Source organism: Erythrobacter sp. QSSC1-22B, from assembly GCF_001678665.1.
Classification (GTDB): Bacteria; Pseudomonadota; Alphaproteobacteria; order Sphingomonadales; family Sphingomonadaceae; genus Qipengyuania.
Map to the genome: position 1 here is coordinate 105814 of NZ_LZRP01000005.1, position 26317 is coordinate 132130.

The 26317-nt window shown below is 59.5% G+C and carries 21 protein-coding genes, 1 tRNA gene and 2 pseudogenes; 13 read left to right on the top strand and 11 right to left on the bottom strand.

Going from position 1 to position 26317, the window contains the following annotated elements:
• Position 1 precedes the first annotated feature (1 nt).
• Both A9995_RS09580 and A9995_RS16675 read left to right on the top strand, forming a co-directional pair.
• A tRNA-Gln gene (locus A9995_RS09580) sits at positions 2–75 on the top strand.
• A gap of 826 nt (positions 76–901) precedes the next feature.
• Positions 902–1339, top strand: coding sequence for a hypothetical protein (locus tag A9995_RS16675; RefSeq protein WP_145916889.1), 438 nt, complete (start codon positions 902–904; stop codon positions 1337–1339).
• 100 nt (positions 1340–1439) lie between these two features.
• On the opposite strand, the gene A9995_RS09585 is transcribed toward A9995_RS16675, so the two are convergent.
• The 4 genes and pseudogenes from A9995_RS09585 to A9995_RS17640 all read right to left on the bottom strand — a co-directional run.
• Entirely contained in the window at positions 1440–1820 is a 381-nt protein-coding gene (locus A9995_RS09585) for a VOC family protein (RefSeq protein WP_067612613.1), read from the bottom strand.
• A gap of 325 nt (positions 1821–2145) precedes the next feature.
• A complete protein-coding gene (locus tag A9995_RS17065; protein ID WP_168157377.1) occupies positions 2146–2319 on the bottom strand; it encodes a hypothetical protein in 174 nt (57 codons plus the stop codon).
• Positions 2320–2424: 105 nt separating this feature from the next.
• Positions 2425–2586, bottom strand: coding sequence for an SOS response-associated peptidase family protein (locus tag A9995_RS17635; protein WP_369815834.1), 162 nt, complete (start codon positions 2584–2586; stop codon positions 2425–2427).
• 56 nt (positions 2587–2642) lie between these two features.
• Positions 2643–2843 (bottom strand): annotated as a pseudogene (locus A9995_RS17640) (hypothetical protein); the annotation flags it as partial.
• Between the two features lie 27 nt (positions 2844–2870).
• On the opposite strand from A9995_RS17640, the pseudogene A9995_RS09590 reads away from it, so the two are divergent.
• Positions 2871–3131, top strand: a pseudogene (locus tag A9995_RS09590) (peptidase S10); the annotation flags it as partial.
• A gap of 142 nt (positions 3132–3273) precedes the next feature.
• On the opposite strand, the gene A9995_RS09595 reads toward A9995_RS09590, so the two are convergent.
• Complete coding sequence (locus tag A9995_RS09595; RefSeq protein ID WP_233998153.1) at positions 3274–3957, bottom strand: hypothetical protein; 684 nt, start codon at positions 3955–3957, stop codon at positions 3274–3276.
• A 245-nt stretch (positions 3958–4202) separates the two neighbouring features.
• Positions 4203–5003 (bottom strand): S1/P1 nuclease, encoded by an 801-nt coding sequence (locus A9995_RS09600; protein ID WP_067612123.1) that lies wholly within the window; start codon positions 5001–5003, stop codon positions 4203–4205.
• A gap of 171 nt (positions 5004–5174) precedes the next feature.
• Here A9995_RS09600 and A9995_RS09605 point away from each other — a divergent pair, with 171 nt between their 5' ends.
• The 3 genes from A9995_RS09605 to A9995_RS17645 all read left to right on the top strand — a co-directional run bounded on the left by A9995_RS09605 (position 5175) and on the right by A9995_RS17645 (position 6511).
• Positions 5175–5387, top strand: a complete 213-nt coding sequence (locus A9995_RS09605) for a hypothetical protein (RefSeq protein ID WP_082992616.1) — start codon at positions 5175–5177, stop codon at positions 5385–5387.
• A 149-nt stretch (positions 5388–5536) separates the two neighbouring features.
• Positions 5537–5764, top strand: coding sequence for a hypothetical protein (locus A9995_RS09610; protein WP_067612124.1), 228 nt, complete (start codon positions 5537–5539; stop codon positions 5762–5764).
• 54 nt (positions 5765–5818) lie between these two features.
• On the top strand, positions 5819–6511 hold the full coding sequence (locus A9995_RS17645; RefSeq protein WP_067612126.1) for a thermonuclease family protein: 693 nt from the start codon (positions 5819–5821) through the stop codon (positions 6509–6511).
• Between the two features lie 392 nt (positions 6512–6903).
• Here A9995_RS17645 and A9995_RS09620 read toward each other — a convergent pair whose 3' ends face one another.
• The gene (locus A9995_RS09620; RefSeq protein WP_199797246.1) at positions 6904–8349 is read right to left on the bottom strand and encodes an alpha/beta fold hydrolase; all 1446 of its coding nucleotides are present in this window, start codon (positions 8347–8349) and stop codon (positions 6904–6906) included.
• Positions 8350–8490: 141 nt separating this feature from the next.
• Here A9995_RS09620 and A9995_RS09625 point away from each other — a divergent pair, with 141 nt between their 5' ends.
• The gene (locus A9995_RS09625; protein WP_082992617.1) at positions 8491–9981 is read left to right on the top strand and encodes a LytTR family DNA-binding domain-containing protein; all 1491 of its coding nucleotides are present in this window, start codon (positions 8491–8493) and stop codon (positions 9979–9981) included.
• A gap of 82 nt (positions 9982–10063) precedes the next feature.
• Here A9995_RS09625 and A9995_RS09630 read toward each other — a convergent pair whose 3' ends face one another.
• On the bottom strand, positions 10064–11128 hold the full coding sequence (locus A9995_RS09630) for a class I SAM-dependent methyltransferase (RefSeq protein WP_067612131.1): 1065 nt from the start codon (positions 11126–11128) through the stop codon (positions 10064–10066).
• A gap of 492 nt (positions 11129–11620) precedes the next feature.
• Between A9995_RS09630 and A9995_RS09635 the strand changes: the two genes are divergently transcribed.
• The 5 genes from A9995_RS09635 to A9995_RS09660 all read left to right on the top strand — a co-directional run bounded on the left by A9995_RS09635 (position 11621) and on the right by A9995_RS09660 (position 18088).
• On the top strand, positions 11621–12877 hold the full coding sequence (locus A9995_RS09635) for a Xaa-Pro peptidase family protein (protein WP_067612137.1): 1257 nt from the start codon (positions 11621–11623) through the stop codon (positions 12875–12877).
• 1288 nt (positions 12878–14165) lie between these two features.
• On the top strand, positions 14166–14459 hold the full coding sequence (locus A9995_RS16680; protein ID WP_168157378.1) for a hypothetical protein: 294 nt from the start codon (positions 14166–14168) through the stop codon (positions 14457–14459).
• A 229-nt stretch (positions 14460–14688) separates the two neighbouring features.
• The gene (locus A9995_RS09650; RefSeq protein WP_067612146.1) at positions 14689–15309 is read left to right on the top strand and encodes a hypothetical protein; all 621 of its coding nucleotides are present in this window, start codon (positions 14689–14691) and stop codon (positions 15307–15309) included.
• Between the two features lie 306 nt (positions 15310–15615).
• Positions 15616–16068 carry a P27 family phage terminase small subunit gene (locus A9995_RS16040; protein WP_082992618.1) on the top strand — a complete coding sequence of 151 codons (453 nt, stop codon included), beginning with the start codon at positions 15616–15618 and terminating at the stop codon, positions 16066–16068.
• A 79-nt stretch (positions 16069–16147) separates the two neighbouring features.
• Positions 16148–18088: a DUF2075 domain-containing protein gene (locus A9995_RS09660; RefSeq protein ID WP_067612151.1), complete on the top strand. Its 1941-nt coding sequence runs from the start codon at positions 16148–16150 to the stop codon at positions 18086–18088.
• A gap of 135 nt (positions 18089–18223) precedes the next feature.
• On the opposite strand, the gene A9995_RS09665 is transcribed toward A9995_RS09660, so the two are convergent.
• Both A9995_RS09665 and A9995_RS09670 read right to left on the bottom strand, forming a co-directional pair.
• A complete protein-coding gene (locus tag A9995_RS09665; protein ID WP_067612153.1) occupies positions 18224–20128 on the bottom strand; it encodes a UvrD-helicase domain-containing protein in 1905 nt (634 codons plus the stop codon).
• A gap of 2 nt (positions 20129–20130) precedes the next feature.
• Positions 20131–22098, bottom strand: coding sequence for an ATP-dependent endonuclease (locus A9995_RS09670; protein WP_233998154.1), 1968 nt, complete (start codon positions 22096–22098; stop codon positions 20131–20133).
• 92 nt (positions 22099–22190) lie between these two features.
• Between A9995_RS09670 and A9995_RS09675 the strand changes: the two genes are divergently transcribed.
• Entirely contained in the window at positions 22191–22832 is a 642-nt protein-coding gene (locus A9995_RS09675; protein WP_145916891.1) for a hypothetical protein, read from the top strand.
• Positions 22833–22871: 39 nt separating this feature from the next.
• Here the strand turns inward: A9995_RS09675 and A9995_RS09680 are convergent, their stop codons facing one another.
• Positions 22872–26204, bottom strand: coding sequence for an NERD domain-containing protein (locus A9995_RS09680; RefSeq protein WP_145916892.1), 3333 nt, complete (start codon positions 26202–26204; stop codon positions 22872–22874).
• Between the last annotated feature and the right edge of the window lie 113 nt (positions 26205–26317).

Genomic DNA, 26317 nt, shown 5'->3' on the forward strand with positions numbered 1-26317 from the left:
ATGCCCCGTCGTCTAATGGTAAGACTACGGACTCTGACTCCGTCAATTGAGGTTCGAATCCTCACGGGGCATCCATTTTTTCCCAACAAATTCAATAGCTAGTGTCTAAAAGCCTTGGTCCCAGCCGATTCCGAGCCGTTCCTTCTCTTTTCAGACGGTTACGGGCTTTTCCGCGCCATTCCCTCAATCTCCATGCAGCACGAATGCAGCATGGAGGGGGCCTTGGGCGCCTGTCAGGAGATGGAGACAACTTGCTGAGATCACCCATCAGACTTGCGCTTGACGTCATTCATTGGGTGCGATTGCGGGCCGTCCGCTTCTGGCCACCGAACCGCTAATGCGGACGTTCTGCTTCCGACCCATTTGTGGACATTGATGCCTTTGCCGGTTCAACCTACAAGCGGTCGTAAACGAGGGACGATAATTATGAATCAGGTAGTGAACCAGGCTCCGAAATCAAAAGGAGTGATATCCAAAGCTTTAGCATCGTTTGTAATCGCTGTCGGTGTGATGGCATGTTTTGGTTACGCCGTAGGAAAGGATATGGCGTTACGCGATAACGCGCGGGACGTAGAATTACAGATTGCTAATTAAAGGTCCGTATTCATGGTTTTCGAGTGAAGAGCTCGCCAGTCTGCTTCCCGCCCTAGTTCACGCCGTTCCCGGTGGCCATCCTCACTACCATGACCGGTCAGGCAGCTCCCACCCTGGATTTGCTAGGAGTGGAATTTCTGATGCCGACCTAAATCTTGCCCATTTATCGATGTGGCCTAAATCAATCGCACCCTAGTCTTCTTTGAGCCCCTTGCAGATAGTGGCCGCAATATATCCGCTCGCTAAATGTCGCCATTGGGTCGATATGTCGTTTGTGTGCAGAGCCTTGTTGATAATATGTCTTACGGTGATAGTTTCACCTGCGCCTGATTTCGCGCAGGCTGCCGATGCAGCCAATCTAGCAAATGTTGACGCAACGACGGGCGAGACCGGCTTTGTCCTTGATCTGAAGTTAGTCGAGAACGCCTGCGCTGATGCCGACCTTGAAACGACCATTTCCAACGAGATTGTGGTCTGCGCGCAGGTTCAAGATCAGCGCGATTACGTGCTGCAGAGCCGCGAAGAGGCGCGCCAGGATTATGCCACCAGTACTATGGATGCCGGCAATCCCCTGGCACCTGATCTGTCTCCGCCCCCCTGTGTGCCAAGCCTGATCTCTTTCTGTCCGAAGCTTGGAGGGCCCGTGCCAAGGTCAATCGAAACTGATTTTAGCAAACTGCCCGAGGCTCCAGCCGGATCAGATGCGGACAGAATATCGCAAGGCCTTGCGCCACAAGGCAATTGATCGATGTGGAAAGGATTATGCCCCTCCGAACTCGCCCTAGCTGTGCCGCACAACCGCTCCTTCAGTTTTCCACCCACTTGCAGACATTCCGCAAATTTCCCTAGCCGAGGGATTCCGATCGACGCGGCTCCATGAGCTCGATCCGATTGCCAAAGGGGTCGTCAACGTAGACCCGATCAAACCCATCGAGGGGTTGGTCTTCCACCACAGAGTGTCCACCTCGATGCAGCCGCCGGACGAGTTGGGGCAGATCGCTAACCAGGAACGCAGGGTGTGCTTTTCGAGCGGGCCTAAAGTCGGCTTCCACGCCGAGATGCACTTTTAGACCGCCATCCTCAAACCAGCAGCCGCCACGGCTAGCAAGATGGGACGGCTTCGGCACTTCCGGGATGCCCAACACACCAGTGTAAAAAGCCTGCGCAGTGTCTTCGCCCCCGAGTGGCATTGCAAGTTGGATGTGTTCAAGCCCTAGTATCGACATCACCTCTCCACTCTTGCGAACCGGTAGTTTGGACCGGAAAGGGAGTGCTGTCCAATGGCAGCTTCCCACCCAGTTGCGGCCATGAAATGTCCTGTGGCGGTTACCCGAAAGCCGACATGCGGCTTTGCCCCGATCCCAGCCAGGACCTGCCTTTCAGCCACCGGCCCAAATGCGGACAAAAGGTCTTCGTTTCTCCACGGAGCGAAGCCGAGCCCCAACCATATGTGGTGGCTACCGCATTTGATAAAAAGGGTGAGACCGGTCGCATAAATCTCTCCCCTCAAATATTACTAGCAATGTACTCAAAATCTTCAATCAAAGGCGATCAAGTCATCGGTGAATTGGCTTTCGTCCGCACGGTTGCTTTGTCGCTAAGTGGCCCGCCAGCAACGGCATTTTGCGTTGTCGTCGCATCGTCACGACCGCTTTGGTTCGAGCTCTTCTGGTAGTACTTGTATTTGGCGAAGCCGAGTGCCCCAAGGGCCGCGAGTTTGATCATGGTTGGTCCTTTCGTGAAGAGACCGCCAACACTCGGTCATCTTAAAGGGTCCAAACTCAGCGGCATCTCAGCCGCGGCGCCACGTCTCATCTGTGCGATCGACAGTCATGGCAGCGGGATAAGGCCGGCAAAGCTCCCGCACATCTTCCGGCGCCCCTCCACCCACTTTGCCCAGTCGTCGTGCTGCAGGACCACGGGCATGCGGTCGTGAATGTCTGCCACATGCACACAGGCCCGGTCATCACCATCGAATACGCCGAGCCCCATTCGTCAGTATCGCGCCAGATACCTGCGACGACGAATACGTCCTGATCCGGCAGGGAGAACCACGTGCGGGTCTTGCTGCCCGATTCACCCTCCGCCTCGGCAAATCTCGTCATAGGAATAAGGCATCGGCGCTCGGCAAAGCTGTAGCGCCACATGAAGCTATCGAGCTTGTCGGCGCGGGCGTTTTTGACCGGCTTGGGTTTTAGCGGTTGCCCGGTCTTCTTGCTTTTCAAAGTGAGCGGGAAGCCCCAGATCATACTGCGTAGTTCGCCACTGGCCACGACGATTCAAACGCGTATCTCAATGTCACGCCTTACCTCGGCCGCGCATTGCGCGAAAATTCGGGAATGCGCATTTTCGTGGGCCAAGGTTGGTACGATTTCGCGACCCCGTTCTTTGCTGCCGAATACGCACTTACCCGCACCGGTCTTCCCCAGGATCGGATCGAGTGGCGCTACTACGACTCTGGTCACATGATGTATATTCGCGATCAGCACCGAAAGGCGTTGTCGGCAGACGAACGCGAATTCATTCGCGCCCGCTGATTGCGCCGCTGGGTGGCGCGGCGTCTATTCAAACTCCTTGGTGTTTCATCTCAGGGTAAGACCGTTAGTGACCAGCACTCGGGCCAACCCAATTAAATGATGCCCCAGGGACGCACCGGAGTGCGCCCCCCTTCAGTCTCGTCTAGTTTTCGACCACCGCCGTCGTTTGTGCTGTTGCTGGAGCAGGCTCCTCAATAGCCGTTGCTGCTGCAGCGACCACTGTAGTAGACGTAGTTTCTACCACCATTGGCGCGGGAGCGGCGGCAACCATAGCGAGCTGAACGTCCTCATCGATAAAAGCAGGCACTTCGCCCCCCATCGGCAGAACTGCGCTTGTGCCGGTCACGAAGAAGCCCACAATTGGAACGAACGCGACAGCCCCAATGACCCCTGCTGTGCCCGTTACGCCCTTGTCGTCGAAGCTACCTGTCAGACGAATTTGACGCCCATTGACGCGCGTATAGAGCACGCGGGCAGCAAGATGACCCGACTTGCCCCACATGCCCTTGTTGCGCACCGAGACGACCTCGCCCTCGGCAGGACTACCAGCTGGTATCACGACCACGCCGTTGACTTCGACAGGCGCGGCCACTTCCATCTTGATGCGTTGACCGACACGAGCAGCCTTCTCCTTCGTGGTCACTTCTTCCAGTAGTCGCAGGATAATTGGCGTGCCTGCGCGAAGCACGGCGTTTGCGGTCGGCGGTGCTGCGATCGGCGATGGGACCGTCGCAGCGGGTGCGGGTTGCAGAGTGACGTTGGTTTCCTGCGCGAACACAGGTGCGGAGAGCGCGCACAACGCTCCCGCTAGGTAAAGCGATTTCATATTGGTATTCCCCCTGTCGACCGATGCTCTCTGGCACGGCCTCCCATCTCGTAGAGACTACCAACCCCATTAGGAGTCAAGCTGTTGCGCGAACGGCAACAGTCATAGTTACAATACGGTTTGCAGGACCAAGGGCATGCATATCGACAGCGCTGTCGCTGCCGAAGCCATCGCAGCTATTTCAGCGGCTAACCTATCGCATCGTTCTCGATCACTCGCGATCGGAAAATGGCCTAGCATTTATCCTATAGGCCGGTCTGAAACATCCAATCCAGATAAGCCGCCAGTCTGACGCCGCCCTGCTTTAGCCGCAGCTCGGCCGTTCCTAGATGCTGGAATTGGTAGTCATAGCCCAGGTTCGGCAATTCCCCGTCAGTGGTTGGGTAGATCGTGTCGCGGATCTGCGCGCTTTCCCCGATCCAGGCCTGCGGGTTGGCATCCCACCAGCTAATGGTCTGAGCCGGTTCGATCTGGCGATCGAGCCAAGCCGCATACTCGGTATAAGACAGACTCTTGCCCTCGATCATCTGGCTGTCCCAGACCCGGTGCAGATTGGTCTCTTCGCCAAACCAGCGAAGCCGCACATCATTACCACCGCGGTCCTCGCCATGGCCAACGTGAAGCGGCTGGTGGACGTCTCCTACGATGTGGACGATGAACTTCAGCGCGAGGGCCTTGTCTTCCCGCGATGCGTTCCGGTCGCGAACGGTGGCAGCAAAGCGCTCGAGTGCGCTCAACGCATCGCCTTCTTCGGGCGGACCTACCTCGTTATAGGTCTGGTCTTCGGGCACCGTCACATAGTGATAGGCGCCCGCCTCACGCTGCCAGAACTCCGCGGGGTTGGAGCGCTGCTCATCGGACCATGTGGACGCCTCGGCCAGATCCTCTTTGCCAAGGATCAGCTCTATCTCGGCGCGGGTCCTGCCGCTGATACGTTCGTCGGCGATCTCGCCGATCACGCGATGGCCCAGCTGCCCCCACGCAGCCGCAGGGCAGGGCAGGCAAATGGCGACCGCAGCAGCGACCAGGGCGGTTCGATAGGGCATCTCTTCTCCTCGATTGGACTTGCCATTCACCACCGCCAGATGACAATCTCGCGGCGATGAAAGATTGGGAGCCTCATAACCCGAAGGACGAGCGCCGGGCCTGGGTCGAAGCCACACTGCTAGGCGTCCTCATGATCTTCGCCGCAGGCGGCATGTTGCTGTTTCTGTTTCGTGGATGATGTAGCGGTGGCGGTCACCCGGAAGCAAGAAATCTGGGCCCTAGCTTTGTGGGTCGAGCGAACCCATGGCGATCACGGTGACACGTTCATCGCAGAGCGCCTGGCGCACTTCGAGGCTGCGGGCTCACCGCAGGCAGTGGCGCTGTGGGAGCAGGTCGCGAATGGCTACTCCCAGCTGGCCGAGCGCTCGCAACCGGCAGATTGAACTTTCCTACAGCGAACAAAATGTGAACATAGCGGACTTCCATCGACTCGGAAGACTGACATGCTCATTCTAGATTCGGCTGCCCTGGCAGCTATCGCCGCCGTCATAACAGCCTGCTCTGCGCTCATCTGGGCCATTCGGCGCAAGCCATGAGCTCGAAGCGGCTCGACACCATCTCGGACTACAGCAGACACGGTTTCACCCTCCGGGTCGATTGCCGGGTGTGCAGGCGGCTGGCCATCATCGACCCGCGCACGATCACATTGCTATGTCAGCAGCGCCAGTGGTCGAAACAGATCGCGGCGGTCGAGGGACGGCTGCGCTGCTCGAAATGCGGCAGCCGGGATGTGCGTGTAGGACCGGGGTTCAAGTCATGATGGGTCGCCTCACCACACACCGACTATTCATCTTTTTGCCCTAGGATTGCATGAATGCGTAGCCTTGCCATCGCCCTGGTATCGATAGTCGCAGTTCCTGCGAGCGCTCAAAATGTGAGCGGGCCGGCGCGGGTGGTTGACGGGGACTCGCTCGAGATTGCCCAAACCTATGTGCGACTGAAGGGTATCGATGCTCCGGAACTCGATCAGAATTGCACGCGAGATGGGCAACGGTGGAGGTGCGGCGAAGAGGCCGCGACCCAATTGCGCTCGCTGGCCGAGGGCCAGACCGTGACCTGCTTTGGGCAAGGCAACGATGCTCACGGGCGCGTATTAGCAGTCTGTCATGCGAACGGTCTCGAACTAGGCGCAACGATGGTGGAGTATGGGTGGGCGACCGCCTACCGCAGCTACAGCGCCGCCTACATCGGACACGAGCATCGCGCAAAGTCAGCACGGCAGGGGATTTGGCGCTCGGAGTTTGTTCTGCCGGAGTATCATCGTCTTGCAAAAGGAGAGGCAGCTGCGCCACCTGTCTTGGAAGATAGGCCGGCCTCTCGGCAGAGGCGGTCGCAGACTGCAGATCAGGTTGACTACGGGTGCACGATCAAGGGAAATCGAAGCCGACGCGGTGACTGGATCTATCATCTACCAGGCATGAAATATTACCAGGCAACTCGGGCCGAAGAAGTTTTCTGTTCCGAGACAGAGGCTCGCGCGGCTGGATACCGGCGGTCAAAGATTTAGGTCGGAGCTCCCCCAAACTCTCGTCGTTGGCTTTCACCGGTGCCAGGTCCGAAGATCGCCCGGTCCCAATAAAAAAATGCGACCAATGGGCGAGTGCACTAGGCTAAGGACTGCGATCTTTACTCGCCAAACGCTTCACATAAATGGTGTTATTTTCTCGGGCGGCTGGTTTGCGCCCTAATTTCGGCCATTCAACGGGTCGATGAATCTTTTTGAAAGCGGCCCATCGTTCAGATGAGTACCTGAGGCAGAAAGCTCCCCATTTGCGACTGTTGAGACTGAGCCAATGAGCGATCGTCCGCCAAAGCCCCCCTGAATGGGGCAGGTAGGTGCTGGCCAGCTTGATTGGATTTTCCGACGTCACTAGCGCGCATGATCGCGTGCTGCCCCCTTTAGGGCATCGGATTCTCAAAGTCGGGCAGTCCGATGGTGATCCGCGTCCCATCAACTTCCGCGCCGGCCATCCAAGCGGCGATAATTTGGGTTACCTCCGGCGAGACCATGAAAAGGTTATGGCCGGCATTGACCACGGTGACCTGGTCGACCTGTGTGAGGCCCGCTACGGCCTCTGCATGCTCATCGGGATAGGTGCGACCGTCGAGCGTTCCAGTGAGCAGCAAGGTGGGGACCTCGCTTTTCGGGGAGGCGCGAAAATCGGGGCCGAGGTCTACGCCGGCAATCGCACCGCGAAGCTGCGGCATGGGGAAATTGAGATACCGCCCGAGCAGTGCAGTTTTCGCCTGATCATCGACCAGTGCCAGGCGATCGTCGTCAATCCCCGAGGCCAAGTCCATGACGAGCTGCATCGCGTCGAGGGTGATTGGATTATTGGGCTGGAAGTAACCACCGACGACCATCGTGATCGGATCATAATTGCCGGCGTCGATCGCACGGTAGAGCGCAAGCAGCATCGCTGCGGTTGCAGGATCGGCGATCATTGCTGAGCCGATGCGCTGCATCGAACCCATGTCGAGGATCGCTTCGATATGCGAGCCGTCCTTTTGCGGCAGATGCAGCATCTTGGGATGATCGCGAAGGCGGACGTTCACCCGTCGGATCAGATCGACGATGTCGGGATAGATCGCCTTTGCGGCCGGCACACTATCGATCGCGGTCTGGAGCCGATCGAAATAGGCGTCGGTGCTCGCGGGCAGCTTGACCGTCTGCGCCAAGCCCTCTGCGCTTGCCAGAATGACCCGGTCGAGCCGTCCGTCCATCTGCCGCATCGCGGCGAGCGCGAGATGGGTGCCGTAGGAAATGCCCCACAGGCTGATCTTCTCCGCTTTGAGATGGCGGCGCAGCGCGTCCAGATCGGCAGCGCTTTCGGCGGTTGTATAGCCCGCCAAATTGACCCCCTCGCTTTGCCAGAAGGTCGCACATTCGTCGGTCGCGCGGCGGTAATAAGCGGTCAGTTGCGCCTCGTCTGCCGGCTGGGACGCGGGAATCGTGACCTGTGAGGTGCAACGCGGAATATCGCTCGAGGCACCGGTGCCGCGCTGATCGAATGCAATGACATCGCCGAACTTGCGCAGATCCATGAACAGATCGAAGCGGGCACCCTTCGCAGTGTTGATCCCCGATCCGCCCGGTCCGCCGGCCAGATATATGATCGGCGCGCCGGGCGTATCGGTCGTTGCCGGAAAACGGACATAATGGAGGGTAAGCGTGCGGCTTTCAGGGTCGGCACGATTCTCCGGCACGGTGAAGGTCCCTTCGAACGCGTCGGCGGTGCGGCGTTCGAAGGTTTCGAAGGTAATCGGACCTTCACCCTTCACCTGTGCCGCAGCGGGGCAGGTGAGCATCGAGGCGGCAAGCAGCAGGAGAGGAAAGCGGGTCATTGGGTCAGCCTCTAATCAGGATCGTCTGCATGGAAGGTGGCACCGCCTTCCGCTGCCTGTCACATATTTTGCGGCGAACGGTCATGCCCGTTCCGCGAATGGTCGGGCTTAACCGGTCAAGACCGGCTATGGGTGCAAGGGATGCCGCTGCGCCTGCTCTTAGTCCTGCTGCTTGCTATGTTTGCTGCTCCCGTGGCTGCGCAATCGGTCGCCACCGAGGTGAGCGATCTGCGGGCCTGCAGCGACGTGAGCGCGAAAAGTCCCGATGGCATAAACCCGGAGACCTGCAATGAGACGCGCATCAGCGAGATCGATCCGCAAGGGCGGTTGTTGTGGGTGCTGGGCACGGTCCACTTGTCCATGGAAAGCGAGGCTAGGCCTTTAGGACTCTATCTGTCGGGCAAAATGGCGGGCAGTGTCTGGTGGAACGGTTACAAGCTCGGCGACGATGGGCGCCCCGGTTCGAACGCGGATACCGAGCTGCCAGGACGGATGGACGCAGTGTTCTTCGTGCCGCCCGCGCTGGTCCTTCCCGGGGCGAACCACATCGCGATCCACATGTCGGGGATGCACGGCTATTTCCACCTCGACCAGCCGGTGCACTGGATCGGGGTCGCGCCCTATGAACAGCCCGCGCATTTGGCACTGGTTGCTTACTGGCCTTCGCTGATCACCTTCGGCGCGTTCGTGGCGGCCGCACTTTACTTCGGAGCGATGGCGGTGCGCGGGCGCGACACCGCCGGATCGGCGTTGCTGACGGCGATGTCGATCTTCGCAGCAGGGCAGCTTTTCGCCGAAGTGTCGCGCGGACTGTGGGGATATTCCTATCCAGTGCACGATCTGCGGCTGTCGGCGATCTTCGCCTGTTCGTTAGGATTTGGGCTGAGCCTGTTTGGCTATCTGTGGAGCCGGTTCGTAGTGCGCCGGCTTGCCCAGGCGCTGGCGGCAGTCGCGATTGTCGCGGTGGTGGTCGCACTCGTGACGCCAGGGTTCGACGGCAAGACGATGATGATGCTGCTGGTGCCGACAACCATTGGGATCGCTGCGCTTGGCTGGTGGTCGTTGCAGCGGCGACCGGGTGCATTGGTGTATCTTGCTGCGCTCGCAACTTTCGCCGGGCTGATTGTCTGGGCGCGCTTCGAGTTTCTCGATCGCCATTTCTATTTTGCCGTGGCGGCGTTGCTGGGTTTCCTGTTTGTCCGGCAGGCTGTTGCATTCGTCGCGGAGGAGGAGCGCCGGATTGAGGAAACGGCGCGCGCCGGACGGCTGGACGCGGCGCTCGACCGGGCGCGCCAGCGCGACAAACCGGTTCGCGTGTCCGTGGCCGCGATGGGACGCACCGATTTAATTCTTGCCGACGATATCGTCCACTGCCGGGGGGCGGACGATTATGTCGAACTGATACTTTCGTGCGGCAGGACGCTGCTCCACGGCGGGACACTGAACGAGCTTGAGGAGACACTTCCCTCGACTTTTCTCCGCGTGCACCGTTCGCACATCGTCAATACCGGCTTCGTGTCGGCACTGACGCGCGATCCGTCGGGTACCGGTAGCCTAGCCATGCAAAATGGAGACAGCGTACGGGTAAGCCGACGGGTGATGCCGCGTGTGAAAGCCGTACTGGTGAATTGAGAAACGAATCTGCTCGAGCCCACTGAAGGGGTCGAGGCTTAGCTAGAACTGGTGGAGCGTCGGCTTTCGCAACGCTTTTTTGCTACGGTCGCGCTTCCAGAACCATGTTGAAAGGTCCTTCGCTAGCCCTTCGGACATTGCCGAAGCCTGCACTTGTGATCACTTGCGTGAGCCTCTCCTGTCCAGCTTGGGCGCCAAGGGCTTCGCCGACCTCTTGGGCAAGCGATGTCGGCACACAAACCATTGTGGATGCATTGTAATAGAGGCGACTTACCGGGTTACCGATGTTCTCAGCAGGACTGTTTCCCGCAATCGGTTCAACGATCATCCAAGTGCCGTCTTTCTTGAGAATCTTGTGCAGGTGTTCAGCGCAGCCGCGCGGATCGCCCATGTCGTGCAGACAATCAAACATGGTGATCAGATCGAAATCGGCTTCGGAAATCTCTTTGGCGGGAGCCGCTTCGAACCTGACGCGATCACTCAACCCATGCGCCGCGGCATGGGCGTTCGCTTGTTCGATCGAAGGGGTATGAAAGTCGTAACCGATGAAGTGACTCTTCGGGAAAGCCTCGGCCATTAGGAGAGTTGAAAAGCCGACGCCGCAGCCCACGTCCGCAACCTTGGCGCCAGCTTCCAACCGCGGCACCATTTCTTCAAGGGCAGGAAGCCAAGACTGAACAATGCTGTTTACGTAGCCGGGTCGGAAGAAGGCTCCTACCGCACAAAACAGGCATCCTGCGCTCTCGCCCCAAGCCACGCCGCCTCCTGTTCGGAACCCCTGCTCGACCTTAGGCTCACCCTCGATCATGGCGGCGGCCAATTCGAAAGCTCCTTCTAGGTAAAACGGGCTGTCCTTGATGGCAAAGACCATCGCCTGCTCGGGAGAGATGCTGAAACGCTGCGTTTCCGGATCAAAATCAATGTAACCGTTGGCAGCCTGCGCTAGCGCCCACTCCCGGACATACCGTTCTGCAAGCCCGAGGCGGGTCGCAAGCTCGGCGGAAGCTGCTGGTCCTTGACTATGTAAAGAGTCAAACAGGCCCAGACGGATGCCAATGCGGACCGTCGGCACGCTGTAGGCACCGCCGAGATCACCCAGCATCTTGCCGACCAAGAGGTTTAGTGTGTCTGGATCGGGCTCAGTCATATCGATCTCCGACGGGCTTCGAGAGAGAAGCCGTTGCGCACGCTGGGATCAGCAAGCGAATGGAGCGACCGCATCCTCGTTGATGTCAGTTAGTGCGGCTTGAGGACTGAGTCCGCAGGCTCGGCCTGTGTTCCATTATTGTCAAGCAACTCGAGCGAAGGACCTGAGGTACTGCAATCAGATCGTGAGCGCTGGGCCCCTTGAAGCTATCGCTGGTCGTCTGGGCAGCGCTCACGAAGAACGAGGATTACAGGGCTCCGGTCGCGCTCGCGGCGTAAGCCGAGGCGGACCAGAGGTCGTCGGAAGGACGTAGGCGGACGAAGGGGAGTATGGCAAAACAGTCGGCGACCCTCGGGCGCTTCGATTTGTTCGAGGTCGTTAGCGGAATGGCAGGAATGGCATCGCGAGACCCGCGAACCGGAATGGCAGCTAACGGCCCATTAGCGGCGGTCGCGGCTTGCGCAGTGCGGATGAACCGGCCATCCGGCAGGCATGATCTTTACCGCTTCCCGCCGCGCCGTTCTGGGCGCCTCGCTCGCCATCCCCGCGCTCGCCTACGCGCCAATCCTGCGCGCCGCGCAGTCCGATCTGTCGCAGCTGTCGGACATGACCGGCGCGGCCAAGCCCATCACCTCAGCGGAACGACTGGAGCGGATCGCCCGTGCGCAGGCGCTGATGGAAGCGAACGACATTGCCGCCGTGGTAATCGAACCGGGCGCCTCGCTGACCTATTTCACCGGCGTCGAGTGGGGTCGAAGCGAGCGCGTGACAGGCGCAGTCCTGCCTCGCGAAGGCGAGCCGCTGATCGTGACGCCTTTCTTCGAAGAACCCTCCGTGCGAGAGACGCTAGATATTCCGGTCCAGCTGCGCGTCTGGCAGGAAGATGAAAGCCCGCTGGCGCTGATCGCCGCATGGCTGCACGAGCGCAACCTTGCAAGCGGGCGGCTGGGCATCGAGGAGACCGCGCGCTTCTTCGTGGCCGATGGTCTGGCGGCCCTCCTGCCACAGATGCGCACGGTGTCCGCCGATCCGGTGGTGCGCGCGTTGCGGATGCACAAGAGCGCGTCGGAAATCGCTCTGATGCAGCTCGCGACCGACGTGACCATGGCGGCCTATCGCTGGACCTGGCCGCGCGTCGAGGCCGGAATGACCGGCGCGCAGATTTCTGCTCTGATGAGCGGTGCGACGCGGGCGCTGGGCGGCACCCCGCAATTCTCGCTGGCGCTGGTGGGCGAGGCGTCCGCCTATCCCCATGGCTCGCGGCAGGTCCATAGGATCGCCGACGGCGAGGTGCTGCTGATGGATTGCGGCTGTGCGGTCCACGGTTACGAAAGCGATGTCTCGCGCACCTTTTCCTACGGATCGATCCGCGCAGACGTGGCGCGCGTATGGGAGACCGTAGCGCGCGGCCAAGGCATTGTGTTCGACGCGGCGCAGATCGGCACGCCCGCGGGCCGCGTGGACGATGCGGTGCGCGCCTTTTACGAGAGCATGGGCTACGGTCCTGGCTATGCGCTGCCTGGTCTCTCCCACCGCACCGGCCACGGAATCGGCATGGACGGGCACGAACCGATCAATCTGGTGCGCGGGGAGGAAACTCCATTGGCGCCTGGCATGTGCTTCTCGAACGAGCCCGGCATCTACCTGCCGGGCCGGTTCGGTGTTCGGCTGGAGGACTGCATCTATATGACTGAAAGCGGACCCAACTGGTTCAGCCAGCCCCCCGCTTCGATCGAGAATCCGATTTAAGCCGGGTATCTGTTTGCTGTTCCTTATCCTGAAAAGTTGGATCTCAGGACCTTTTCTTGCGGTGCCGGCGACAACTTCGGGTGCGTATCGCAGAGATTGGCCACCTTCATAGCTTGCTCGCCGGAAAGCAGATAGTCTTCGATCGACCCAAGAGCTGCCGCAAAGAACGACGGCTGGCACGAAGGCCACCGGTCCCAAATTTCCCGCGTGACCGCTGGGCAGTCGACTTCGCATAATCGCGGTTATCCTCCTGCGTCATATAAGGCTCTCTTGAGCGTCGCGCCGGATTAAAGAGGGTAGGGTACAGGCCCTTCCTTACAAGAAGCGTGTGCCACGCTTTCTTCTGTGGATAAAATTGAGGAAACCCAAAAAAAAGCAATTTTTTCGCTCAGCGTCCGTTCTAACCAGTATTTTAAAATATGCTGTGTTTGCCTCCTCTGCGACATACTCACTATTTCTTACGGCCTCTCTGGAGGTACAGTTATGCACGCTCAGGTTTTCTTCACTCAGTATGACTTAGCCAAGAGGTGGCGACTGAGTCCCCGAACCCTTGAGGGATGGAGGCTGAAAGGCAGTCGCCCCTCCTACGCCAAGATCGGCAACAGCGTCCGCTACCACATCGACGAAGTTGAGGAGTGCGAGCGCTGCTGGCGATCGGGTGAGCAGCTGTCGTGATGCACAATCGGGTTCCGCCAGGCGTTCACGCAGAAATTGAGGCGCGTAGTGAGGAAGCAGGGCGCGATCACGTCGCCCGGCAATATCTTCCATGAGCATCACTATCATGAGCAAAATTTGGCCCCTCAAAATGTCGCCTACGGACAAGTGGGTGCTTATGGCGCTGGCAGACGCTGCGAATGACGAAGAGGGCCACACGTGGATTGCTGTTAAGTCTCGCGTTGCTTTGAATCGGGCTGGGAACCCTAAGTTGAACCTCATGGTCAAGACTTCGTATTGTGAGCGAACCGTGCAAGCGGCTATCCAGCGGCTGGAGAAGGCTGGGCATATAACTCGTGAAGAGAAACTCGGGATCGGGTGCAATTACTGGATCCATCCGGTGGCGTTTGGCGAAGTATCGTCCCCCGCAGTAGATGCGGGCGTGCCGAAAGCGCCCACCCCCGCAGCTCCTGCGCCTACCCTCGCAGCTCCTGCCGGGGCCCCCCGCAGCTGCTGCGGGGAAACCCTAAGTAACCCTAATCAACCTAGCGCGCGCGCACGAGGCGGGCAGTCGCGCCCTGTTCGTTCGCCTGCAGGCCCCTTGGGTGGGCCTGCTACGACCGAACGGCTGGCGTTGCCCGAGGTGATCGAGAAGATGACCGAAGGCGTGGAAGGGCAGGCGGTGCGTGCGGAGATCATCCGTGCTGCTGGCAGTGAGCCCGATTGGCTTCGCCGCTCGGCCATCCAGGTCGATGCGCTTGGCGACGGCTCTGGGCCGGGGCCGTTCGGCATCACCGTAGTCTGCCCTGTCTCCGCTCGTGATGTTCTTGATCAATGCATCGATGGGGTTTCGAGCGCTGCTGCTTCTGCGCTTGCCGGCCGCGTCCATTGGTGTCGGGTTCAAATTGGGCGGATCCAACGTGGGTGACCCCGAGGAGCATGATCGCCCTGCGAAGGACTGCTCTCGCCAATGGGAGGGGGGGAGGTCGCTACCTCCGCTCATGGCTCAGCGAGGCCCACAGCCCTGGCGTCTCGACTTTTAACCGGGGAGGCGCGTTACGCGTGGTCGTTCGAACTAGGCAAGCATAGCAGACCGCTCATAGCGCGTTATTGAATTTAATTTCGAACATTTTTAAAAATTTACCTAGGAGGATTAAATGGCTGAAGATATTCAATTGGATAGCTACGAGCTTAACGTTTTAGATGGTGTTAGCGGTTCGCTGGGTTTCCACCAGCGCCGCTTGTTTTCCCAGCTCAACCTGAGCAGCTACTTGCAGCATCGCAACGACCTTGCACTGCGGCAGTTTAACGAGGGTTGCCGGGAGGCTGACTTGAATTTGCTTGTGGAGCGGACACATGAACGCTTCGGTAGTGTACCGCTATGGCTCGATGATGAAGTTGTTCTCCAGTCGAACTGGAATTTGTCTGACGGGTCCCAAGAGTTTCAGTTCGGCATCAAGTTCAGTGGTGATGCGCTCTTCTGGGAGTGTTCGCCGGACCCGGTCCACGATAGGCTTCCTGAGGGCAGCGAGTTCAGCAACTGGTTCCTGCCCCCCGGGGAAACCATGGAGCGTCCTTACGGAGAGATCTACCGCGATAATCTCGTGCTGATTGCTCGGGAGGAACCCCAAGCGAGCGACCTTGAAAAAATCCGTACCTTGATCGCCTGGCAAACCGTGATCATTGAGAAGAGCAACAAGCAGCTGGAGATTGAGCTGTATATGCTCGCAGAGACGTTCGAAGCTATGGATTACCGCTCCTTCACGAAGTGGGTGTGAGCTCGTAACCGTCTACTAAAGGCCGCCCCGCGCAGGTCTTCGTCACTGGAGACCTGTGCGTTTGTCGCACCAGTTCAATCCGCAACACCAAAGCGAAAAAACTTGGATAGAGCCGCGTGGTGGGGAGGGGGGTGTTAGAAACCTTGGGGAGGAAAGGACGGACACCGGCGGGGGGCAAAATTTCCCATTTGGTCGAAATTTTGAATTACGTGGATCTACGCGTCGCATCGCATCTCTCGCGATCCGCCCCGCTCGGTCTTGGTTTTGTCCGCCCCACAGGTGAGAATAGATGGCAAGGAGTTAGGAATGGGACGTCGTACCAAACCCACCCATCTGAAATTGATTGAAAACTCTCGCGACCGGCGGGCGGAAAGGCTGCGTTCTTGCGAGCCCCAACCGACGGATGGGCTATCTGCACCGCCCGATTGGCTGACGCCCGACCAGCTGCGGATTTGGGAGCACGCTGTAGCTGCAGCTCCATATGGCTTGCTCAAAGGGATGGACAGTGAGCTCTTTGTCTCCTGGGTCGTCGCCGTCGATCTCCGAAATCAGGCTGCGCAAAAGCTTGCGAACTCGGCGCTTCTCATTCGTACTTCGAACGGGAACGTGGTGCTCTCACCTTACCAGCGTATGTTCAATCAGCAGACTGCGAACATGAAGTCTCTCGCGGCAGAGTTCGGGTTTTCGCCTGCGGCTCGAACAGGGATCGCGATGGAAGAAGAATTTGAGAATGACCCGACCGATCGCTTCTTCAAATAGCGTGCTGTCGGTCTCGATCCACGAGCCTCCGAAAGCTTAGGGCGTTGCTTGCTGGTTGGCTTTAGCTCATCCACCGAAGATGCATCGCACATTCATCACACTTTCCGCCTCCGAGGTTAGAACCTTCAGCGATGCCGAAATATATGGGCAGCTTGCGGGGAAGCTTTCATTTCCTATTGAGCCGGCCCAGCGCTCAGCGTGGAATTACCAGATCAAGCATTTGCGTGAGCTTGCTCGAGACCTTCCCGACGCGCATTTCTCGATGGAATTTCTGATCCCGAGAATGGGCCGCAGGGCCGATCTCGTAATCTTACATTCTGGAATCATTTTTGTTGTCGAGTACAAGGTCGGCTCGAAGACGTTTGATCGCTCGAGCCTAAATCAGACGTATGGCTACGGCCTCGATCTAAAACATTTCCACGAACCGAGCCATGAACGAGATATCGTGCCGATCCTGGTGGCGACCGAAGCGACCGGCGGACAGGTCGCCGCTCTTGAGTGGGACGACCTTCGCTTAGCACGCCCTCTGACTGTAAGCCCTCAAGAGCTCGCTCCCCTGATAAACTTCACCAGCCGGATCTGGGGTGAGGGCGGCTCGATTGACTCATCTGTTTGGTTGGGTGGGAGATACCGGCCCACGCCCACCATCGTCGAGGCGGCGCAGGCCCTATACGGCGGGCACGGCGTCGAGGAAATTTCGCGCTCTGAAGCCGGAGCGCACAATCTGACTAAAACGGCCGACTATGTGTCGAGGGCCATCGAAGGCGCGAAGAAGGCTGATAAGAAGATAATATGTTTCATAACTGGAGTGCCTGGCTCTGGGAAGACGCTAGCCGGACTCAACATCGCGACAGCTCGCCAGCGCTCGCATTCGGACGAGCACGCGGTTTTCCTATCAGGCAATGGACCGCTGGTAGCCGTATTGAGGGAAGCGCTGGCGCTAGACGCTGTTGCACAGTCCAAGACGAGCGAAAATCCCAGTTCTAAGACCCTCGAAAAACGAAGGGCCTCGGCATTCATCCAGAACATCCATCATTTTCGAGATGAGGCACTAACCTCGCTACTCCCACCTGATGAAAAGGTGGTAGTGTTCGACGAGGCTCAGCGGGCATGGAATGTCGAGCAGACTTCCAAGTTTATGCAGCAAAAAAAGGGGCAGGTCGGCTTCTCAATGTCTGAGCCAGAGTTTTTGCTCAGCATCATGGACCGCCATCCTCAGTGGTGCGCGATCGTATGCCTCGTTGGCGGGGGGCAGGAAATCAACACTGGTGAGGCTGGCATCGACGAGTGGTTGAGAGCTCTGAACCGGTCGTTTCCACATTGGGAAGCACACGTTCCCAATGCACTCGAAACGACAATAGTGCTCCCGAACGAAGTACGTGCTCCGGCCCTGCACCTCGCAACGTCGATCCGCTCGTTTCGCGCCGAGAAGCTCTCGGATTTTGTCGGACATGTTATCGATGGAGATGCGGACGCCGCGAACGAAGTGCACGCAGAGCTCGGTGACTACCCACTTCTGATCACGCGCGATCTCGATCAGGCTCGCGAATGGCTTCGGTCTCAAAGGAGGGGCACCGAGAGAGCGGGGCTGCTGGCTTCTTCGAATGGCCATCGTCTCAAGCCGCACGGCATTTTCGTCAAAGCGAAGATCGAGCCCGAGAAATGGTTTCTGGCTGAACTAGACGACGTCCGATCCTCCGATGCACTCGAAGATGCCGCGACAGAGTTTGATGTCCAGGGGTTAGAGCTCGATTGGGCTTGCCTATCTTGGGACGCAAATCTCAGGCGCTTTAGAGACGGCTGGGAAATGCTCCAATTTCGTGGATCCCGATGGCAAGCGGTCAACGATCCCGCTCGGCGGGGGTACATCGCAAATTCGTATCGCGTGCTTTTAACGAGAGCCAGGCAGGGATTAGTCGTGTTTGTTCCGGAGGGCTCTGAAACTGACCGAACCCGGTCTCCTCAAGGATACGATGATATCTTTGATTACCTTTTGAGATGTGGTTTCATGTGCCTCTAAACTCACCCAAGGCAATCCTCGGCGCATGGCAGTAGCTGGGCCGGGAGCCGCCAAGCAGGGTTCGGATGGCGATTTGCGGAAAGCGGACCCAGGTTCACGCGCAGCATGGCTGTCACCCTTGCTCGACATCGGCGTTTACGTGACCGCGATGGTCGTTACGCCAGCTTTGTTCAAGAGCGCGTACAGCGTAGCGATTTTCGTGCGCCGCCCGCGTTGCGCGCAATATGTGAAGATAACTCGCTGCTTGGCGCGGGTGAACGCTACGAAGAATCCAGCAGTGGCCTCGATCTGGTCGTTCGCGAAGCTCCACCATGCCCCATCGTCCAGTCCCACGAATATCACGCTATGGTATTCGAGGCCCTTACTCTTGTGAATGGTCATCAGCGGAATGGCGTCGACTCCCTCGTAAATGTCGAGCACCTCGCTCCAAGCCCCGCCGCGCGTGGCAGACCCGGTCAGATGCGAACTAATTGCTTCCACGACCTTCCCGAGCCAGCCCCCTTGCGCATAGGACGTATGCACGGCGACCAGCCGTTGGCGACCAATGAAGTCGATGGCCTGCTCTACAATCGCCAAGCTGTCCGCAAACGATGTGGGCGCCTTTGGATGCGCAGCTGCTAACGTCGTGGCGAAGGTATCGAGCTTACGCGCCAGCTTCGCCTGCGCTGGCTCGTCGTCGATGGCGATGCCGCGCAACACACCGAGCTTAGCCTGGCATTCCGACCAATTGCGGCCCGCGTGTTTGGTCATGGCCAACCGCAGAAGTTGCACCACCAGCCGCGAAGCTTCTTCGGTCAACAGCTCCTGCAGCATCATCGGACCGACAAAACCGGCTTCGTTGCGCAGCGGGATGCCGGCTGCTTCGAATGCGGGGGCCAGCACGGCTGCATAGTCCGCCGGCTTCTGCCGGACCAACAGCGCGAAATGGCGGGGCACAAGCGTGTGGGTCTTTATTTCGTTCGCAACGAAGGCGGCGAGGCTGGAGGCCTCCGCTTCGGGCGTCGAGAAATCCCAGATCGCGCAACTGTCGCCCGCGACCGTTCCCACCGTTTTCGAAACCGGTTTGACTGTGTGCGCATCCAGTGCCTGAGCCAATACGTGCTGGATTCGGACCAATTCCGGCGACGAGCGGTAATTATTGAAGAGCGGTGTTCGCTTCGCAACAAAATGCTGATCGAACGCGGCGAACGGATCGTCCATCGCCATCGCCCAGCGCATAATCTGCTGCTTGTTGTCGCCAACCGCCGTTATCACCGTTTCGGTGCCCTTGAAGATGGTTCGCACCAGGTCATATTGGACCTGCGTCGTATCCTGGAACTCGTCCATGAACAGATGCGAGTAGGTGAGCCGCAACGCCTCGCGCGCCATCGGATTGACGCGCAGGAGCAGCTCGGCGAGCCGACCGATCATCGGAAAGGAAAGCCGCGATGTTTTTCCTTCATGCAACGACGACTGCCAAAAGCGATCCGCCGCCCATTGGCCGACGGTCGGGATCGGCCAACCGTCTTCGGGCAACGGTTTGCCCAGCAGTAACTCACGTTCGAACTCCCGCAGCGAGATCGCCTGAAAGTCGGCGTAGGAGCCGATGATCTTCGGTGGCGCACCGACCTCTTGGAGCAGAAATCCGCGATAAAGCGCGTCGCTGGTGAACATGATCTCATAGTCAGTACGCGGCCGCCACCGCTTGGGAAGCGCTTGGCCGAAACGGTCGACCAATCCCTTTGCGAAGGCATCGAACGTCATCGAGTCAAGCCGGGCGGCATGGCTGCGGTGGCAACGCTGGCCGACCCGTGCTGCCAAATTAGAAGCGGCATCGCGCTTGAAGCTGATCGCCAGGATGCGGCGCGGTGGCGGCGACGTTGCGGTCTGCAACAGATAAGCCGCGCGTTGAGCAAGAAGCTCAGTCTTCCCAGCGCCAGGCCCGGCGATCACCGAACGATTGTCTGTCGAGCGCACGACGGTCATGGCGTTCGCTTCGAGCGCCGCGACGCCAATCGGTTTCCATTGTTCAGGACGGACTCGCCGCGCCAGCACCGCCACGTTCAGTCTCGCCGCAGATTGGCGGCCACGTGCTTCAGCACATCGCGCAAGACCGCGGGCATGTCGTCGCGCAAAGCCTTGGACTCGATGTGGGTCAGGGCCGCGAGATGCGTCGCGGGCTTGCTGCGGGTCAAGAAGTGATAACGATATGCGGGCAGCAGCTGAGCATAGTCCTTGAAGGCGCCCGTGTAGAAAGTCAGCCCTGGCCCAGACGTTCCAAGCACGGCCTCAGCCGCTTTGTCGGGTGCCATTTTCGGCCCGCCGCCTGCCGGGATGATGGCTTCGTAAGCGTCCGGGAACGCCTTCAGCATGGCGAGGTCGAGATCGAGCGGAGCAGAGAAATAAACGCCGTAGGCCTTTAGGGTATCAACCCACCCCTTGAGGACCTTGCGGTCTTCAGTGTCTTGCCACGTGTGCATCTTTGCAAAATCAACGTCGGGCAACACGCCGCCCTCGATCTTCAGCAACTCAATCCTGGGCGCGCCGATTTCGATCAAATTCTCGATCGCTGTCTTGACGCGGCCAAAGCCCCCGCCCGCCCGGCCGAGATCCAGATCGAGCAAGGTGGAGTAGGGGATGCCAAGGTCGCTCAGCAGCCGCCAGAAGTGCTGCACATGGCGACCGCCCAGCGGTACGATTGCGACGAAGGCCGGATCGATCAAAAGGTTCAGGGCTTCGGCTAAGCGCGGCAGCACGATTCGTTCGGAATCGCCTTCGACGAGCAAGACGAAGCGCGCGAAATACAATTCCGGATAGGCCAGGACTGCGCCGCGGACGAACTTAGCCGCCTCGTCGGTTGCGGTAGGGAGCTTTATCTTCTTGACCGTGGAGATGCGGGTTTTGGGGTCGCAGCGGCAGTAGCGCACCTCGCGCGGCTTCACCCGGCTCAGGACCGCCGGCGAATGACTGGTAATGATTGCCTGTGCGCCGCCATCCCCGGTAAGTGATCGGACTTGGCGGACGATCCGCGCAAGGAAATAGGGCGACAGATGATTCTCCGGTTCCTCAAGCGCGAACAGCGTTAGCGCCGGGATGCGCAGCTGGTCGTCGAGAAAGCCTTCGACGTCACCGGCGACCACCTTACGTTCGAGATCGAACACCGCGGCCGCCAGCGCGAAGTAGAACAAGGATTGCTGACCGTCGCTGAGCGCGTCCAAACCACGTTCATGGCCGTCCGCACCCTGCTCGAAGATCACCACAATCTTGTTGACGATCTCTTCGAACCGGCGACTGACGAGGCTCAGCCGGGGTCTCGTATCGACGACCTCATCGTGTAGGTCTGACCAGCGTTCTGTCAGTGCCGTACCGATCGCTGCGATCGCCGTTTCGGCTTCAAACGCGGCATTGAGGCTTTTGCTTGCTTCCTGAACCGCTTCCTCGGTATCCGATGACCATTCGATCGCGCGCAGCAACCGCGCCGCCAGCGACCCCGTGGTTGCACGGATTTGGGCCGCTGCATCGCGACTGGCGGGGGTGTAATAAAGTTGGATCAAACCACGATCGGCAGCCGACACGCTGTGACATTTGTCTTCCGGCGGGTTGTCGTCGAGCGTGTCGACCCAAAACAGATCTTGGGACACTTCTCCTTCGGCGGTGCCGTCGTCTTCCCAGCGCGCTTCAAGCCGCATCCGGCAAACCGGCGCTGCGCCCGCGCGTTCTATCTGCATATGCCGGAACGAAGGTGCGACCGTCTCCGCCGTCGCCGTGCCGTCCTCCAATTCCGGCAAGCCGATTACTACGTCGATGAAGAGCTCCTTCCCCTCGCGATCGTCGGGATCGTCGTCGGCGCCAACGTGGAAATCCGAGCGTTGAACCGTGCGCTGCGCGCGCGATACTCCAAACAGCTTGGCCAGCGCCTGCAGTAGCGCGGTTTTGCCGGCCGCATTCGGACCGACGACGGCGGTGATTTCCGAGGCGATGGCCACCACGACGGCATCGGGGCCGAAGCAACGAAATCCCGAAACGGTCACGCTTTCTATTTGCACGCGCATCCTTCCAACTATGCTTTGTCGACTTTAGTGCTTAGATTCACCGTCTGAATGACTGCGGGAGACAATTGTCCGTGAGCGTCTACAGCCAACGCGTTCGCGAAAGCGTCCTGCCGCTTTCCGTGGCGAATACCCTGCCGTCGGCTTTCACGGAATGGTCCTTCACCGAAAACACTGTGGACCACGAGACGCCGATCGAAACTTGCGAACTCTGCGGTCAGCAAAAATTGCGCTATCATTTCGAGATCGCCAACCACCTGACGGCGGCAACCCTCTGGGTGGGATCGCATTGCATCCTCCAGTTCGACGTTGCCATCCTCGAAAATGGTCTGCGCCTCTCGCCCGACCAGGCCAAGCGGCATTTGGATAAGCTAACCCAGCTGATGCAGCTCAATTCCTGCATCCGCGCGTTGGAGCAACTCGCCGCCAAAGAGAACAACCCCATCTTGTCAGGGGCGCTCAAATACTATCGGCGCAACAACAAACTCACCCCCAAATATGCTGCCGTGGTCTTCTGGAAATTGCAGAGGTTCAGGATTGATCATCATCCGTCATTCTTTCAGATCGAACTGCGCCGCGACCAGCACATCGCCGACCTCCGCGCCATGCCAACCCGGAGAGTGCATCGTTTCTGGCGCGCACTCTCCTCGGCGCAGCGCATAAAGGCGCAGGCCTTGGGCCACAGCGTGCCTAACGTCGGAAAGCGCGGGAGCTGACCGCCGCTTCCCAGTGCACAGCACGACGCCGCCGCAGGGCTATCGTAACGGCAAGGCGGGATCGAGCAATCTGGCTTCGAGGTCGTTCACCGCACGCACCGCGGCTCGACCGAAAGTCGGGCTTGCCACCAAAGCCCGCAATGTCGCGAGGTCGGTGACATCGCCAACGCGCGCCATCCCGCTGATCGCATAGTTTAGGATCGTTTGTAGATCGGTATGCGAAAAATAGCCGATTTGCAGTTCCGGAAACTGGAGACACTGCCGGAATATGCTGGCGACCTCGCTCCGGAATTCGGTTTCGAAAGACAGTCGCGGAGCCATTGCGCCCGGCAGGCGGTCCAATCCTTCGCCGATGTAGCAGCGTCCGATTTCGTAGAGGGCGGCGGGGGCGGCGCCCGCTTTATGGCGGGCCAATATTGCCAACGGACCGCTACATTGGCCGCGCTGATCCTCGCTCGCCAAGTCGAGCCGGTTAAGCCAATAGAGAATTTCGCCGCAGGCCGCGAGCGCCGCTTCCGACGGAAGTTGCGGTGGCGGGCGGTCGAGCGGCAGTTCGCGCTCCAGGCGCGCCAGCGCGATGTGCGCCGTCAGGAAATGCTTAATGGCGTCCTGCGGCATCACGCAGCGTTGGGGCGGCAAGGCAAGCCATCGGGCAACAAGAGCCCCTGACAAAGGATCGCCGAACTCGGCAAGTTCGACCATTAGTGGCCCGCAGAACGAGGCATCGAGCGGTGCAACGCCCGCGGCCATTTCCAGCATTTGCTTGCGGTCGGCGGCACCAAGTTCGTCATAAATCGTACAGTAGGCGCCGGCGTAGGGATGGTCGAACCGAGCGATCCAGAACGTGTAGGCGGTTTCAGCCATGGTCGAACCGGAGCGTTCCAGCGCACTGCGCAAGATTTGCCGCAGGGGTCCAATCTGTTCGGCTTCGGAATCTTCCAGCGCGCCAAGCGCGCTAAGCGCCTCGACCACCGAGGACGACAGAAAGATGTGCTGGTCGTCCGGCAAGGCGTGCAACGCGTCGATGATCGCTGCCTTCTCATCGTCGCTTGCGCGCCACGAAAAATGCGCCGCATGCAGGAGGTCAAGCTTCAAATGGTAGGGCGCGTATCGATAGGTCTCGCTCAGAAGCGCAGGCAGGGAAGGAGCGAGCAAATCCCCGTCGCTCCACGCCTTCCGGGCGAGCATTAGCAGCAAATACAGTTGGCCGTTCGTGAGGTCGGTACGATCCAGCCAGCTCTTGACTATTTCGCCGGCGCGGTGTGGCTGGTCAGCTAACGACAGGCTCAGGTGCAGCCGCTGCGCGATCGCGGCGATCGCGGGTGCTTCATGGGAAGAAGATACGTAACAGAATTCGAACATCGCGCTGCGTAGCGCGAGCTTGCGGCCGTCGAGACGCACGCGAAGGCGCGCGACCTCCGAAATCAGCTTTCTATCCAGTGTCGCGACGATGTCCATTATGCGATCGACGTCGCGTCCCGCGAAAAAATGGTCTGCCAGCGTCGCAATCACCGCGCGCTCTTGTCCCGTCCATTGCGCCATAAATGTATCGGTCCGGCGCACCATGGGGTAGCAGGTCTCGTCAATTTCGAACGCGATGGCGTGAGCCTCACGAAGGGCGCGATCGAGCACGGCGTCGATCCTCCCGCGCGCCCATGCCTGGGCATAACTGCCGCATTCCCCAGCCGAACATTCGGCAATAACGTCGGCGTCGTCGAGCTGCGCCAGAACGGCATGCTGAAGGTGATGATCGTCGATCGAGCCGACGATCTGGGCGGCGCGGTGGGCATGGAGGGGAGACGTGATGGCCGCCAAAATTAGGTCCGGCTGAGCGCCGGCCAGGCGCACAACTGATTCAGCCACGAACACGGTCAGAAACATCTCGTGGCTGAAGCTCGCGCGATCGCCGCGCAAGGTCAGCACATTCGCGGCGGTCAGCTCACCGACAATGGCTGCCGGCAAACCCTCGCTGGCGATCAACCGATCTAGGTCGCGCACTGACAAGCTGAAGGAAATACGGGCGGCCATAAGCGTTGCGATCGCGATGAGCGCACGGATGCCGGTCGACGCGGACTCGCCCAATTGCGCGCGAACATAGGTGTCGAATAGCGCGGTGCGGCTACCTGGTTCGGCAACCCGATGGCTCACGTCACCGAGCAGCTTGGCCTCAAGCCCACTCTTCACTACGTCGAGCGACACTGCGGCCGCCCGCGACAGCGCTCCACTAGCTTGCCGCGACGCGATTGCCAGCTTCGTATCGTGGCGCGGCGCCGACAGCGCCATCTCGGTCAGCGCCAGCAGGTCCGAGCGCTCGACCGGAATTTGCGAGGTGACGACAACCGAAACTTCGTACCGGCCGCAAAGGGCGGCGGCGGCTCGCGTCAATCGGCTGCGATGAGCATGGGCGCACTCGTTATAGCCGTCGACCAGCAATAGGATCGGCTTCGCCAGGCGGCGGCACGCGTCGAGCAGCAGCCGCAGCGAGGGCGCACCGAGCAGCGCGGCCTCGCGAGCGAGCACGTTACCCGCGCTTCCATTGAAATCTCTGGCATAAAGATAGATCGGCACCCGGCCGGCGTCGGCGGCGCGAACGCCAATCCGACTCGACCATAACGACTTGCCGCAGCCCGATGGCCCAATCAATAGGATGCTGTCGCCGCCGGTGCAGCGGTCGAGCAGATTAGTCGGCGAGACGGGTGTTCCATCGTCCGCGACGTCCTCGGGCAGCAGTTCGTCGGCGAGCGGCGTGTAAGTTTCGCGGAACGCCGCGAGGTAGGTCGCAAGGAGCAATTCGGCTTTCGCCAGGCTCAACTGGCACGCGGCTTCGATGGTATTTACGCGCGTCAGCCCCAGGTGCTTGGCGAATTCCCGCCACCGCGGCAAAGGCCAATGCAACTCGCTCTGTCGGGTTAGCAACCTTCCGACAGCGTCCAACGCGCAGACCGCTGCCTTGAAGTCCCCGCGCGGGATGGCAGACCCTGACGGGATAGTCGGGCAGTAAACGAGCGCGGCTTCGGGATAGCCTTGCCCATCGCCGTGAAACGCAGCCATCTTGTCACGCAAAGCGTACTTGGCGGCGATGGTTTGTCGCAAAGCATTGCCGGTCGGTTTCCAGCGTCCTGACCCGGTTTGCACCTCCCAGCACAAGCCGTTCTCGCTGCCGCGGACTGCCGTTCCATAAGTTTTGGCTTCGATGACCAAGGTCAGATCATCGAGCGCGACGACCAGATCGAGCTGGCGCCCGATCTCGAGGTTCGCGATGACGATCGCGGGTCGACCGAGGCGATCGAGCTGATCGACGACCTCAGCCAACACCATACGATCCGAGCCATGCTCGACTAATTCACCAACGAAAATTTCCAAATGGCTCATGTCGGTAGGATTTTAGACGATCAACTCTGCTTTTGTCTTCCAGGAGTTGATGGTGGTTGAGGCGGCTGGGCAGAGGCAAGAACTGTGTGAGGCCGACCAGCTTATCGCTTGTG

What these genes read in the sequence shown, in the direction of transcription:
- A9995_RS09585 (WP_067612613.1), bottom strand. Translation starts at nt 1,820, where the DNA reads ATGTCGATACTAGGGCTTGAACACATCCAACTTGCAATGCCACTCGGG.
- A9995_RS17065 (WP_168157377.1), bottom strand. Translation starts at nt 2,319, where the DNA reads ATGATCAAACTCGCGGCCCTTGGGGCACTCGGCTTCGCCAAATACAAG.
- A9995_RS17635 (WP_369815834.1), bottom strand. Translation starts at nt 2,586, where the DNA reads ATGGGGCTCGGCGTATTCGATGGTGATGACCGGGCCTGTGTGCATGTG.
- A9995_RS09595 (WP_233998153.1), bottom strand. Translation starts at nt 3,957, where the DNA reads ATGAAATCGCTTTACCTAGCGGGAGCGTTGTGCGCGCTCTCCGCACCT.
- A9995_RS09600 (WP_067612123.1), bottom strand. Translation starts at nt 5,003, where the DNA reads ATGCCCTATCGAACCGCCCTGGTCGCTGCTGCGGTCGCCATTTGCCTG.
- A9995_RS09610 (WP_067612124.1), top strand. Translation starts at nt 5,537, where the DNA reads ATGAGCTCGAAGCGGCTCGACACCATCTCGGACTACAGCAGACACGGT.
- A9995_RS17645 (WP_067612126.1), top strand. Translation starts at nt 5,819, where the DNA reads ATGCGTAGCCTTGCCATCGCCCTGGTATCGATAGTCGCAGTTCCTGCG.
- A9995_RS09620 (WP_199797246.1), bottom strand. Translation starts at nt 8,349, where the DNA reads ATGACCCGCTTTCCTCTCCTGCTGCTTGCCGCCTCGATGCTCACCTGC.
- A9995_RS09625 (WP_082992617.1), top strand. Translation starts at nt 8,491, where the DNA reads ATGCCGCTGCGCCTGCTCTTAGTCCTGCTGCTTGCTATGTTTGCTGCT.
- A9995_RS09630 (WP_067612131.1), bottom strand. Translation starts at nt 11,128, where the DNA reads ATGACTGAGCCCGATCCAGACACACTAAACCTCTTGGTCGGCAAGATG.
- A9995_RS09635 (WP_067612137.1), top strand. Translation starts at nt 11,621, where the DNA reads ATGATCTTTACCGCTTCCCGCCGCGCCGTTCTGGGCGCCTCGCTCGCC.
- A9995_RS09650 (WP_067612146.1), top strand. Translation starts at nt 14,689, where the DNA reads ATGGCTGAAGATATTCAATTGGATAGCTACGAGCTTAACGTTTTAGAT.
- A9995_RS16040 (WP_082992618.1), top strand. Translation starts at nt 15,616, where the DNA reads ATGGGACGTCGTACCAAACCCACCCATCTGAAATTGATTGAAAACTCT.
- A9995_RS09660 (WP_067612151.1), top strand. Translation starts at nt 16,148, where the DNA reads ATGCATCGCACATTCATCACACTTTCCGCCTCCGAGGTTAGAACCTTC.
- A9995_RS09680 (WP_145916892.1), bottom strand. Translation starts at nt 26,204, where the DNA reads ATGAGCCATTTGGAAATTTTCGTTGGTGAATTAGTCGAGCATGGCTCG.